The organism is Pseudomonas sp. Os17, assembly GCF_001547895.1.
Taxonomy (GTDB): domain Bacteria; phylum Pseudomonadota; class Gammaproteobacteria; order Pseudomonadales; family Pseudomonadaceae; genus Aquipseudomonas.
The window spans coordinates 3,882,710-3,894,848 of sequence record NZ_AP014627.1 but is presented as its reverse complement, the minus strand read 5'-3'; the positions used below and the strand labels follow the sequence as shown (position 1 = coordinate 3,894,848).

Genomic DNA, 12,139 nt, shown 5'->3' with positions numbered 1-12,139 from the left:
GGGTAGCCAAATGGCATTCTACGAAGAAATGGCCGTTACGGCTCTGGAGATGATCACAGAGTTCGGCCAGCCCGTAACCATCCGCGACATCAAGCCCGGCGATTACGATCCTGAAACTGGGTTCGCTGGCCCCGACACCATCACCGAGCAAACCACCCAGGGCATCCTGCTCGACTTCACAGGCTTGGAGTTCCAGAACAACAGCCTCATCAAGCAGGGCGACAAGAAGCTCAAGGTCGCCGCTCAGGGGCTGGCGTGGGCGCCGGATCTGCTGAATAAGGTGATCATTCAAGGCCGGACCTGGTCCATCGTTCCGCCGCTGAAAGAAATCAACCCAGCCGGCACTCCGATTCTGTACGAGCTGCAGGTGCGGTCGTGAACCGCTACGCCGGCAGGAACGGCAGCTTCGCGGAGAACATCCGCCAGTTTGCCGAGCAGGCCCAGGTCGGCATAGACGCCACCTTTCGCGAGATCGTGAACGAGATCGGCAGCAGCGTGATTCGCATGTCGCCGGTGGGTAATCCGGAGATCTGGGCGGCCAACGTGGCGCACCGCGCAACCAATACACGCGCAGCCGACGACTACGACTTCAAGGTCTCGGTGCGCAACACGCTGATCAACCTGGACGAAAGCAACTTCACCAAGGCCGGCAAGCTGCGCCGCGGCGTGAAGTATGCCAAGCCCCTGACCAAGACCGAGCGCGACCAGAACTTCAACGTGAACGGCCTGGTCGCCGGGAAGGACTATGTCGGCGGTCGCTTCCGGGGTAACTGGCAGTTCTCGATCGATACACCCGCCGACGGCACGCTGGATCAGGTCGATCCTTCTGGCGGTGTGACTCTGGCCAAGCTGCGGCTGCAGGTCGGGCAGCTGACAGCAGGCCAGACAGCCTACATCGTGAACAACCTGCCTTATGCGGTGCCGCTTGAATACGGGCATTCCAAGCAGGCCCCCGGCGGCATGGTTCGAATCACGCTCGCCAGGTTCCAGCAGATCGTCGACGAAGCCATCAGGAACAACCAGGTATGAGTCATAACGTCATTGCCACGATCTACCAGGCCAGGGTTATCGGCTGGGCGAAAGCCAGGGTTCCGCCGCTGAAAGTGGTCGTCGAGAACGAGACCTACACGCCAAAGGACGGAGAAACCTACCTCCGTGCCTACACGCTGCCGGCGGATACTGCGAGCAACACCCTGGGCGGCGATCACCGGCTGTATACCGGCGTCTTCCAGGTCAGCGTGGTGGTGCCGTCGGGCAAGTACCGCGGTCCGGCCGGCGGCCTGGCTGATGAGATCAGCGCTCTGTTTCCGCTGTATGAACGGAACGAAAAGGCCGGCCTGACGGTGATCACCATGACGCCGCCAGACCAGGGGCCAGGCATCCAGGGTGACACCACCTACACCGTGCCCGTGTCCTTCCAGTATCGCGCCGATACCAACTGATTCCGCCCATCGGGCAACCCCACAGACCCGCCATTGAGCGGGTTTTGTTATTTCTAAAGAGAGGAAAACCCAATGGCATACCGAATTCCCAACGGCGGCAACTTCCAGCATGCCGCGACCTACGCCCCGGCTCTGGCTTTCACCGCAATTTCTAACGCCTCCGAGGCGGTCGCCACCGTTGTGGGCGCTGACCTGGACGTCGGCGACATCGTGCTGCTGACCTCCGGCTGGAGCAAGCTGGACAACAAGGTGGTGCGCATTAAAGCCGCGACCGCCACGGCGATCACCCTGGAAGGGATCGATACCACCGATACGCAGCTGTTCCCGGCTGGCAACGGTGCGGGCACCATGAAAAAGATCCTCTCCTGGGTACTGATTCCGCAGGTCACCGACTTGGCTTTCTCCGGCGGCGAGCAGAACTATCTCGACGTCACCTTCTTGGAAGATGACCAGGGCAAGCAGATCCCTACCGACAAGTCCGCGGCGAGCATGGTGCTGACCATCGCAGATGATCCGGCTCAACCCTTCAACGCGGTGCTGATGGCGGCTGACGCCGGCAAGAAGGTACAGGCCGCGCGCCTCAACCTCCCCGGCAATGACACGCTGCTGTACGGGGCCTACACCTCGTTCTCCAAGCAGCCGGCGGTGTCCCGTAACAACCTGCTGACCCGCACCGTGAACCTGGCGCTGCAATCCGAGCCAACCCGCTATCTGACCTCGGTGTAACCCATGGCCAAGTTCTCACTGATCCAGAATCCAACCTTCAGGGCCGACGTGCTGATCCCGCAATTGGGCGGCGAGCCAGTGAAGGTGGGGTTCGAGTTCAAGTACCTGGACCGGACCGGCCTGGCCGAGCTCTATGCCGAGTGGGGCGAGCGCCACAAGGCCCTGGGGTTGAAGGCTGACGAGATGGACCTGAAAGCCTTCACCGCGGCCCAGATCGACCTGCAGGTGGATCAAGTTAAGGCGGTGGTGGCCGGCTGGGACTTCGAAGAAGAGTTCAACGACCAGAACATCCGCATTCTGGTCACCTCGATTGTCTCGATTCCCAGCGCGGTATTGGCGGCCTATTCCGAAGCCTTCAACCAGGCCCGCCTGGGAAACTCCTAAGCGCCGCGCGCGCACTCTACGAGCAGGGGCCTTCGGCGGAAGAGCTGAAGACCTTTGGCTTTCTGGTGGGTGATCTCACCGGCCAGGACTGCGAGGTCTGGCCGGACAACTGGCCGGCCTTCATTGTCTTTGAGGCGATGCACACCCAGTGGCGGGTCGGCGCGTGCGGCGCTACCGGTCTGGACTACGGCGTCCTGCCGAGCGTCATCCGAATGTGTGGTGTGCCGGCTGGCTCCAGGCAAAGCATTTTCAGTGACATCCGGCAGATGGAGGCCGAAGCCCTGGCCGTAATGGCTGAACAGAGAGACAACAAATGAGCACTACCTTCGCTTCGCTTGGCATTGCGGTTGAGTCGTCTCAGGCGGTCAAGGCTGCCGATGACCTGGATAAACTGGTCGACGCGGCCGAAGGGGCAGAGAAGGCCGTCGATGACCTTGGCAAGGCTGGGGAAGGCCTGGCCAACACCGGCAAGAAGATCAGCCAAGCGGAGGCGGAGGCCGCCCAGGGCATCGACAAAGCTACCAGTGCGAAGGAACGCCAGGTCGACGCGAGCCGCAAGGCCGGTACAAGCGCCGCCAGCGAAATCGCCATCATCAGCCAGCTCGACAGGGCGATGACCGGCAATATCGACAGCATGGAGAAGCTGGTCCAGGCCGAGGGATTGCTTGAGCGGGCCCGCAAGGGCGGCTTGGTCACCATTGAACAGCAAGAGGCCTATCAGGAGCGTCTCGGCAAATCCTTCGACAAGATCGAGAAAGCCGAAGCCAAGGAGGCGGCGCAGAAGCAGCGCCTGATCGACGCCGAGAACCGGCAGATCGAAGCGCTGAAGCGTACGGTCAACAGCATCGACCCCTTGAATGTGAAGCTGGCCAAGCTGGAGGCGCAGGAAAAGGCCGCCCATGAGGCGTTCCGCATTGGCGCAATCAACGCTGACCGCTACAGCGAAGCCTTGGCCAAAGTCGGCAAGGACCGGGCCGGCATCACCGCGACAGAGGGCGCATTCGACAAGCTGAAGCTCGGCACCCGCCAGGCTCAAGAAAACGTCATGCAGCTGACCAACGCCCTGCAATCTGGGGATTGGGGGAGTGGTGCGCGGGCTATTGCACAGCTTGGCGCGGGGGCTGGGGCCTCTGCGAAGAGTCTTGCGGCCGCCCTGATACCCGCGGGGCTGCTGGCGGGCGTTATTGGTGGTCTCGGGTATGCCTACTTCGACGCCATGAAGCAGGCGCGAGAGTTCAACAGCGTTATCAATGGTGGCTCCAACGATGCAGGGCAAAGCGTAGCCAGCCTCAAGTCCATGAGTGATTCGGCTGGCGCACTGACCGGCAACTTGGCTGGTGCGCGCGAGGCTGTAATCGCTCTGGCATCAGGGGCAGCAACCAGCGGTGTCCAGATGCAGAACCTGGCCGAGGCGGCAGCGGCCATTGGTGAGGTTACGGGGAAGGGGGCGGGTGATATTGCGAAGTCGCTGGCCAATGCCGGAAACACCGCAACGGAAGCGGCATCGAAGATCAGCGATCAATATGGGCTGCTGACCTATGAGCAGTACCAGGTCATCAAAGCCATTGATGAGCAAGGCGATCACCAGCGCGCGCTGGACACCCTCAGTGAAAACCTGAATCAGTCCGCACAGGAGCGGCTGAAAAACTACCGCGATTCACTGTCGGACATCGAGCGCGATTGGGATCGGGTGAAGGTCGCCATCAAGGGCGCTTACGCAGAGATTCGATCCGAGATCTTCCCGGACCTGGCCAAGCAAATCGAGATCACCCAGAGGGTGCTGGATACCCGCAAGGGAGGTGGTGTCGCAGGCGCTGTGTCGAATGGCCTGAGCTCGCTCAACTCCTTCCTTGGGCTGGCTGACGGGGAGAACGACGACTCCACGCCTGCGCTGGAAGCAAAGCTTGCTGCACTGAAGGCGCGGCAGGCGGCCAGCGAGAGCAATGCGGTAGCAACTGGCGAGGAAACACGGGCGAATAAGGAGCTCATTGCGGTCCAGAAGGAACTGGACAAGCAGATGGAGAATTTGAACCCGCTCGCCAAGCGGCAGGAGGCTTACAAAAAGCTCGACGATCAGTTCACGACGCTTTTCCGGAGGAGCGAAGAGACAGGGAAAAAGGTTTCGCTATTGGATGGGGTTCAGTACGACGGTAAGAAGTTTTCCGGCGGAGCCTACGACCAGTTGCGGAAGGCGATCGACGAGCAGAAAAAGGACCCCAAATCTGCCGCCGGTGCGGTAGATCTGACGGCCTTCAACAACTCGAAAAACAACCTTACCGGCATCCTGTCCGAGTACAAAAACGCCCAGAAGGAACTGGACGCAGCGCAGAAGGCGGGACTGGTGTCCCAGGCCGACTATCTGCTCAAGCGCGAGGCCATGATCGGCAATGAGCGGGACGAGGTCACGGCGGCCTATGAGGCGGAAATTTCGGCACTTGAGGCCGCCAAGGGCAAGGCCAGCACCTCTGCCGCCCAGCGCATCCAACTGGACCAGAAAATCGCCGATGCCCGCGCCGCCATGGTCAAGGCTCAGCGGGACGCTGACACCGAGCTGAGCGTGCTGGCCAAGAACGAAGAGGGCCGGCTGAAGAAGCAGGAACTGGCGGTCAAGACCTACACCAGCGCCCTGCAGCAGCAAGTCGATACGCTACGTGAGCAGGGTATTCGTGCTGCCGCGGGCCTTGGCCAGGGTGACCGCCAGCGGGACCTGACCAACCAGCAGAACGCAATCGACGACCGCATCAACCAGCAGAAGCTGGACCTGGCCAACCAGTATGGCGATGGCTCCCGGGGCATGAGCCTCGACGAGTACACGCAGAAGCTGCAGGCACTGGAGTCCACCCAGCAGAAACTGCACGACACCGTGGTCAGCAACTACGACGACATGAGCGCTGCCCAGGGCGACTGGACCAATGGAGCATCCTCAGCCTGGCAGAACTACTTGGAGTCGGCGCGAGATGTGGCCGGCCAGACCAAGAGCCTTTTCACAAACGCCTTCGGCTCCATGGAAGATGCGATTGTGCAGTTCGCGATGACCGGAAAGCTGTCGTTTGCTGACTTCACGAAGTCGATCCTCGCAGATATGGCGCGCATTGCTGTTCGCCAGGCCAGCTCCTCGGCGCTCAGCTCGTTGTTCGGCATGGCTGCCTCTGCTGCCGCATCGTACTTCGGCGGTGGGGCGGCTTCGGCCGGCTCAACGCAGGCCGGGTATACCGGGGTCGACTTCTCCAGCTACCAGGCCAATGGCGGTGCCTGGGGAGCTGGCGTGCAGATGTTCGCCAATGGTGGCGCCTTCACGAACAGCGTGGTCAGCAAGCCAACGGCTTTCGGAATGGCTGGCGGCCAGACTGGATTGATGGGCGAGGCGGGCCCCGAGGCGATTGTGCCGTTGGCCAGGACCTCCGGCGGCCAGTTGGGTATTCGAGCGTTGGGCGGTGATTCAACCCCGAGCAACAACCAAGTCGTGATTCAGCAGACCTTCAACATCCCTGAAGGGAGTGGCGGGGCCAGCGAAGCGGACGGCCAGGTTCTGGCCCAGGCCTATGCCAAGTCCGCCAAGCAGGGTGCCCAGGAGCAGATCGCGAAGGACCTCCGGCCAGGAGGCCAGATCTACATGGCCATCAGGGGGCGTGGCTGATTGGCGTTGCCCGCTTCGGCGGGCTTTTTTATGCCTGGAGAAAATATGGCAACTGAAATCTTCACCTGGAAGCCGAACAACGATCCGGCGGCCACCATTGCGTTTCGAACCAAGTCGGCCAAGTTCGGCGACGGTTACGAGCAGCGTGCCCAGGACGGAATCAACAACCGCTCGCAGTCCTGGCCCCTGACGTTCACAGGCCAGAAGGCGCGCATCAAGGAGATCATGGCGTTCCTCGATCGGCATGCCGGCGCAACACCGTTTTTCTGGGCTGACCCGCTGGGCGATCAAATGCTCTACCGGTGTTCCGAGTATCAACCCAAGGCCATGGGGGGCGATGCCTACACCCTGACCGCAACATTCGAACAGGCATTCCACCCATGAGCATCGATCCCATCAACATCGGCGGGGTTCCCAACGATGGCAACGGCCAGGACCTGCGCTCGGGCGGTCAGATCATCAACGACAACTTCGCGGAGTTGGATACCCGCACGACTGCAGCTCAGGCGAAGGCTGAGCAGGGTGTGGCGAATGCTGCGGCGGCGCGGGATGCCGCTGCAGAGGCGAAAGCGATAGCCGACGCCGCAGTGCCTGCGACGGCCCTGGGTGACTCGGTTCCACAGTTGATTAACGGGGTGGTGCCGGCCTCCCAGCTACCGAGCTTCGTCGATGATGTGCTCGAATTTCCAACTCTGGAAGATTTTCCAGAAGCGGGCGAAACAGGAAAGATCTACATCGCAGTCAACGACGGCGACAGCCCAACCAACCCGACGCGACAGTACCGGTGGAGTGGATCCGCATTTGTGCTGATCCCGTCTTCGCCCGGCTCAACTGACCAGGTGCCCGAAGGTCCGACAAACCAGTACTTCACGCAGTCCCGTGTGCGCTCAACCACTCTTTCTGGCCTTGGCACCCTGGTCAATGCTGCGATCCTGGCAACCGACACGGTGCTGCAGGCTTTTGCAAAGCTGCAGGGCCAGCTCAACGCCAAGCTGGGCAAGAGTGAGGTGGCGGCCGATGCCAGTAAACTCGGCGGCCAGCCTGCGTCGTACTACACGGCAACGATGGCGGGAGCTACTGCTTCCGCCGATGGCGTCAAAGGGCTTGTTCCCGCCCCGGCTATTGTAGACAAGGACCGCTACCTCAAGGGTGACGGCAGCTACGGCGATGTTGGTGGCCTTCCTGTTGGCTCCCTGGTTCCGTGGCATGTGTCGGAGGCCTCGCTGCCTAGCGGTCATATCCCTGCCAACGGGCAACTCATTGACCGAGCGGTGTTTCCGCAGTTATGGACGCTTGTTTCAACGGTGGCTGTAACTGACGCGCAATGGTTGGCAGATGGTCTGCTTCAAACGCGCTTTTCTGCTGGCAATGGTTCTACCACTTTCCGCATGCCTGACCTTAACGGTAAGCACGCTGGCGGCACCATGTCCGCTATGTTCCTTCGCGGTTATGGTCGGGGGTCGTCTGAATATCCAGGTAATGCACAGCTTGATCAGCTCCAGGGGCACGCATTCGGCGGAACAGACGGCTGGTCATTAGCCGAGTTTGGAACCTATCCGAGCGCAGCATCAACCGTGGCCAACCTTCGTGCCGCTTACCACACGTTAAGAAACAACCCCTACCCAGCATCGACAATATCAAAGATGCAGACCGATGGCGCCAATGGAGTGCCTCGGGTAGGTTTAGAAACTCGGCCAACCAACGTAGCCGTAATCTGGTGCTTTATCGGCGGAGCAACGGCTGCTAATCCCGGCACGGTGGACGTAACCGCATTGGCAGCCCTTGTGGCATCCCAGGCCTCGCAGATACAGAATCTACAAGTGGCGACCCCAAAAAAGTGGGTTAGCGACTGGCGTAAATTCTCCGCAAACGTTGGTTCAATTTTTCAGCACAATATGGGGGCGCCGGTCACTAGTTTTCGGTGGGATGCAAGGATAACAACAGCTACAGCCGGATACCCTGTCGGTACAGAGCTGGTTATCAACACGATCACCACCGACAACGGAGGAGGTGGGCTGACTATTTATAACAGCGATTCAACTAGTTTCACGGTAAGAACTCACGCATCCGCAAACGGCACTGTAATTACCAACCTGACGAATGGTGTCGCTACGTGGCTTCCGTGGTCCGCGTTTGACATCAGATGCACTGTTACAGCGCTATAAGACTGTTGCAGTTCGTATTCACCCGTTCCTACAGCCCGCCATCGAGCGGGATTTTTTTTGCCCGAGGAAACACGATGCCAATTACGGCCGATATCCAGACCCTGGAGCCTGGCGCGTGGGTGGAGCTTTTCGAGCTCGACGCTACCGCCCTCGGCGCCGAGCTGTACCGCTTTCACGGCTACCGGCAGCAGTCATCGATCTACTGGCAGGGCGAGGAGTATTCCCCTTGGCCGATCCAGGCCGAGGGCTTCGAAATGACCGGGCAGGGCGCCCAGCCGATGCCGACCCTATCTGTTGGCAACGTCGGCGGGTTCATCACGGCTCTGGTGCTGTACTTCGAGGATCTGGTGGGGGCCAAGTTGATCCGGCATCGAACTCTGGGCAAGTACCTGGACGGCCAGCCCGAAGCAGACCCCGACGAGGAGTTGCCGCCGGACATCTGGTACGTCGAGCGCAAGGCTGCCGAGAACAACGAAACGGTGCAGTTTGAGCTGGCCTCGGCCCTGGACTTCGCCGGCGTCCAACTGCCGCGCCGGCAGATCGTGGCCAACGTCTGCTGGTGGCTCAGCTGCGGCGGTTACCGCGGGCCCTACTGCGGCTACAACGGTGGGCCCGTGGCCGATGAGAACGACGTCATCGTCACCGACGCCTCCAAGGACAAATGCGGCGGGCGCCTGAGCAGCTGCAAGCTTCGCTTCGGCGAGAACAACCCTCTGCCTTACGGCTCATTCCCGGCCGCTGGCCTGCTTCGGAGCTGACCATGAACAAGTCCACCCGCGCCGCCATTGAGCGGCATGCGCTGGCTGAGTACCCGCGTGAGTGCTGCGGCCTCGTGATTCGCGAAGGGCGAAAGGAGGTCTATGTGCCTTGCCGCAACACGGCCTCGACGCCCAGCGAGCACTTCCGCCTGTCGCCCGAGGACTTCGCCGCCGCCGAGGATCGCGGCCAGGTGCTGGCTGTCGTGCACAGCCACCCAGACCATCCAGCAGCACCCAGTGAGGCGGATCGCGTCTCCTGTGAGGCCTCCGGGCTTCCCTGGCACATCCTTGAGGTCCGCAAGGGCGATGACGAACAGGTGCGCCCAGGCGAGTTTGTGAGCTTCGTGCCGGAGGGCTACCAGGCCCCACTGATCGGCCGCAAGTTCGCTCATGGCGTACACGACTGTCTGAGCATCATCCTCGACTTCTACTGCCGTGAGATGGGCATCGACCTGGGCCAGTACGAACGTGAGGATGGATGGTGGGAGAAGGGTGGGAACCTGTACCTGGAGAACCTGCCCGCGGCCGGGTTCAGCCAGGTCAGTGCGCCGCAGCACGGCGACATCGTGCTGATGCAGATCCGGTCGAAGGTGCCGAACCACGCCGGGGTATACCTGGCCGATGGTGTGCTGAAGACTGAGCCCCAGCACTTCCCGGCACCCGGGTCGATCCTGCACCACCTATACAATCGGGACAGCAAGCGTGATACCTACGGCGGGTATTGGCGAGAGGTCACTGTCAGCTACTGGCGGCACAAAAATGCCAGGCCTTAGGAGGACTGTTCAATTGAGCGAAGAAAAATCACAAAGTACTCCGCTAGAGTCCGATGGTTTTCCACATCTGGAGCGCGATGGAAGACGGTTATCAGATGCTGTGGCTCGTTTCCTCGGAAGGAAAATGTCCTGGTTTCCCATACCGCATTGTCATGAAGAGCTTTGGCGAAACCTGGGTGTTTCACGTCCACCTCGGCCACCCATGACAGCCACCGAGAGTAAATTAGCTCCATCTGATCAAGGTTTTCCGCTTCGGCGCGGTCGCGAGGGGTAAATTCGAAATATGAGTGATAGCTGCCATCGAGTCCCGAAGCGCACCCTAGCGACATGAATTGCCCATCCGGCTTGTTTAGCTCAACAAGCAATGGGCGGAGCCCATTTTCTTCGGTAGCTTCATGGATGTCATTGATTCGGTGGGGCTCGGCGATCAGGTCTATACCGCCATTGTTATGGTCGCCGTCGGCACGTTGCTCGGCAACATACGGCCATCGCTTAAAGTGGTTTGAGTCAACATCTTGTTTCATGGGCATACCTAGCTCCTTGGTTTTTGAAAAAGCCCAAAGCTACTACCCGTGGCTCCAGTCTTGCCACTGGCATTTCATCCAGTTGGTGAGCCTTTACGGCTCGCTGTAGAGTATCTAGGTAAGTTGGGGGTCCATACCACGGATATGGGCTGCGCACGCCCGTCTAGTAGGGGCTCAACCTAGGTAATGGATTATGGGTCAAGTTGACCAAGCCTCTGATGACAGCGATGCAGTGGAGATTAAAAATGAAGCTCCAACCGAAAAGAGAGCGCTAGCCAGAGTAGAGCGACGACTTAACGACGAAGAACTGAAGCACCCAGGTGTCCAAAAAATGATATTGGATCGCCTTGATGTTGCGGAGGAAACAATTCTGACTTTGGAAAAATTTCGGTCTGATTACTATGAGACAAAAAGTGATCTTGCTGTTTCAGAATCAGCGCTAAAGCGAATTACATCGCTCGATACCTTACAATCTGCGACGCTGGGGGTTGGATGCCTTATCTTGGGTTATTTGCCAACAGCCTGGGGGAATTGGCCATTGACGTTCCTCGCCTTCTTTGGAGGCGTCGTTCTTGTGGGTGGAAGCGTTTGGTCAAAGCGGGGTAACCAATGAAGCTCGAAATTGACCGGATTCCTGAGGCAGGCAACCTAGAAAAAGAACGTGTGGTTATGAAGGCCAATGAGGAAGTGGATATCGGCAAATATGTGCTGATGCGGTCCAAAAAGGGCAAGTCAGGTAACCCGCAATCTGGATCTAAATCAGCATACTGGCTGCCGGATCTTACGGTTAAAGCTGGTGATTTGGTGGTTGTGTACAGCAAAAAAGGAAAATCCAGTAAAAAAACACTGGAAGATGGTCGGATCGTTCACTTTTATTATTGGCAATTTAATAAAGCAATATGGGATAAGGAGTCTAACAACACGGCAGTGTTGCTAAATGTGCGAGAGTGGAGACATAGATCTCCATAAAGTTTCTGGATTTTTTATTGCTATTAAATGTAGCCCAGCCCCGCGCTGGGCTTGCTCAGTAATAGGCATTTAAGAATCCTTCCTATATAAAAAGCCCGTAGGGCCAGACTATTCCTTGATTGCTTCAAGTTGCTACTGATCGAACATATCGCTCAGTATTTTCGCGTGCTCGCGCTGCGTGACGGAGTAGAGCATTTTCCGGTTGAGGAGGATCCTCTCCATGCTACGAACTGAAATGAGATGCCTCGTCGGGACTGAGATCTCTACGGTAGTGCCACCACGGGTGTCGGTTACTTCCAACTGGTAGGAATCAATCAAATCGCCACGCTTGGTGTAGCCGAGGCTCTTGAAGGTGAGGTTGGGTGCGAGCATGTTATTAACCAGTTAAGGTTTTCGGCGGGATGGATGCGGATTTGTCAGTCAAATTACATACCAGTCGAAAGTCTTCTCGTTAAGATCACTGAAGTCGTCCGATATCGATGACTCAATATAATCAGCGACGCGATTTAGATACCCAGCATCTTCTTGGTCAAAGTAGTGGCCTGTCTTTGTTTGATTCTGTACGTATTTAGCCAGTATCTCATCCGTACGCGACTCGATAGGAGTTCCTGCAAGCGTTTTTTTGACTGCCGCTGCAAGGTCTTTTAGCTGATCACCAGTTGCTGGCGGGGTTGGAATCGCTTTTCGAAGACCCTCTACTTTTTCCTCTTTTGTGAAAAACATACTACGTCCTATTCCCTAGTTTATTAGTGAGTATTGAA

At 58.6% G+C, this 12,139-nt stretch carries 16 protein-coding genes; 13 read left to right on the top strand and 3 right to left on the bottom strand.

What is annotated here, in order from left to right:
* Positions 1-10 precede the first annotated feature (10 nt).
* The 11 genes from POS17_RS17010 to POS17_RS16960 all read left to right on the top strand — a co-directional run bounded on the left by POS17_RS17010 (position 11) and on the right by POS17_RS16960 (position 9,885).
* Positions 11-379, top strand: a complete 369-nt coding sequence (locus tag POS17_RS17010; RefSeq protein WP_060839654.1) for a hypothetical protein — start codon at positions 11-13, stop codon at positions 377-379.
* Positions 376-1,029, top strand: a complete 654-nt coding sequence (locus tag POS17_RS17005; protein WP_060839653.1) for a hypothetical protein — start codon at positions 376-378, stop codon at positions 1,027-1,029. Before POS17_RS17010 ends, POS17_RS17005 begins: the two co-directional genes overlap by 4 nt.
* On the top strand, positions 1,026-1,442 hold the full coding sequence (locus tag POS17_RS17000) for a phage tail terminator-like protein (protein WP_060839652.1): 417 nt from the start codon (positions 1,026-1,028) through the stop codon (positions 1,440-1,442). The genes POS17_RS17005 and POS17_RS17000 overlap by 4 nt, the downstream gene beginning before the upstream one ends.
* Positions 1,443-1,514: 72 nt before the next feature.
* Positions 1,515-2,168, top strand: coding sequence for a phage tail protein (locus tag POS17_RS16995; protein WP_053158993.1), 654 nt, complete (start codon positions 1,515-1,517; stop codon positions 2,166-2,168).
* A gap of 3 nt (positions 2,169-2,171) precedes the next feature.
* Positions 2,172-2,552, top strand: a complete 381-nt coding sequence (locus POS17_RS16990; protein ID WP_011062036.1) for a phage tail assembly chaperone — start codon at positions 2,172-2,174, stop codon at positions 2,550-2,552.
* 65 nt (positions 2,553-2,617) lie between these two features.
* Entirely contained in the window at positions 2,618-2,869 is a 252-nt protein-coding gene (locus POS17_RS16985) for a DUF1799 domain-containing protein (RefSeq protein ID WP_060839651.1), read from the top strand.
* Entirely contained in the window at positions 2,866-6,189 is a 3,324-nt protein-coding gene (locus POS17_RS16980; RefSeq protein WP_060839650.1) for a phage tail tape measure protein, read from the top strand. Before POS17_RS16985 ends, POS17_RS16980 begins: the two co-directional genes overlap by 4 nt.
* Positions 6,190-6,234: 45 nt before the next feature.
* Positions 6,235-6,573 carry a phage tail protein gene (locus POS17_RS16975; RefSeq protein WP_060839649.1) on the top strand — a complete coding sequence of 113 codons (339 nt, stop codon included), beginning with the start codon at positions 6,235-6,237 and terminating at the stop codon, positions 6,571-6,573.
* On the top strand, positions 6,570-8,354 hold the full coding sequence (locus POS17_RS16970; protein ID WP_060839648.1) for a phage tail protein: 1,785 nt from the start codon (positions 6,570-6,572) through the stop codon (positions 8,352-8,354). The genes POS17_RS16975 and POS17_RS16970 overlap by 4 nt, the downstream gene beginning before the upstream one ends.
* A gap of 74 nt (positions 8,355-8,428) precedes the next feature.
* Positions 8,429-9,112: a phage minor tail protein L gene (locus POS17_RS16965; RefSeq protein WP_060839647.1), complete on the top strand. Its 684-nt coding sequence runs from the start codon at positions 8,429-8,431 to the stop codon at positions 9,110-9,112.
* A 2-nt stretch (positions 9,113-9,114) separates the two neighbouring features.
* The gene (locus POS17_RS16960; protein ID WP_060839646.1) at positions 9,115-9,885 is read left to right on the top strand and encodes a C40 family peptidase; all 771 of its coding nucleotides are present in this window, start codon (positions 9,115-9,117) and stop codon (positions 9,883-9,885) included.
* On the opposite strand, the gene POS17_RS16955 is transcribed toward POS17_RS16960, so the two are convergent.
* A complete protein-coding gene (locus POS17_RS16955; RefSeq protein WP_060839645.1) occupies positions 9,882-10,415 on the bottom strand; it encodes a hypothetical protein in 534 nt (177 codons plus the stop codon). The genes POS17_RS16960 and POS17_RS16955 overlap by 4 nt on opposite strands.
* Positions 10,416-10,602: 187 nt before the next feature.
* On the opposite strand from POS17_RS16955, the gene POS17_RS31765 reads away from it, so the two are divergent.
* Together POS17_RS31765 and POS17_RS31760 are read left to right on the top strand one after the other, a co-directional pair.
* Positions 10,603-11,022, top strand: coding sequence for a hypothetical protein (locus POS17_RS31765; RefSeq protein WP_148654971.1), 420 nt, complete (start codon positions 10,603-10,605; stop codon positions 11,020-11,022).
* Positions 11,019-11,378, top strand: a complete 360-nt coding sequence (locus POS17_RS31760; protein WP_148654970.1) for a hypothetical protein — start codon at positions 11,019-11,021, stop codon at positions 11,376-11,378. Before POS17_RS31765 ends, POS17_RS31760 begins: the two co-directional genes overlap by 4 nt.
* A gap of 132 nt (positions 11,379-11,510) precedes the next feature.
* Here POS17_RS31760 and POS17_RS16950 read toward each other — a convergent pair whose 3' ends face one another.
* Positions 11,511-11,750 (bottom strand): hypothetical protein, encoded by a 240-nt coding sequence (locus POS17_RS16950; protein WP_060839644.1) that lies wholly within the window; start codon positions 11,748-11,750, stop codon positions 11,511-11,513.
* Positions 11,751-11,798: 48 nt separating this feature from the next.
* Positions 11,799-12,101, bottom strand: a complete 303-nt coding sequence (locus POS17_RS31755; RefSeq protein WP_148654969.1) for a hypothetical protein — start codon at positions 12,099-12,101, stop codon at positions 11,799-11,801.
* Between the last annotated feature and the right edge of the window lie 38 nt (positions 12,102-12,139).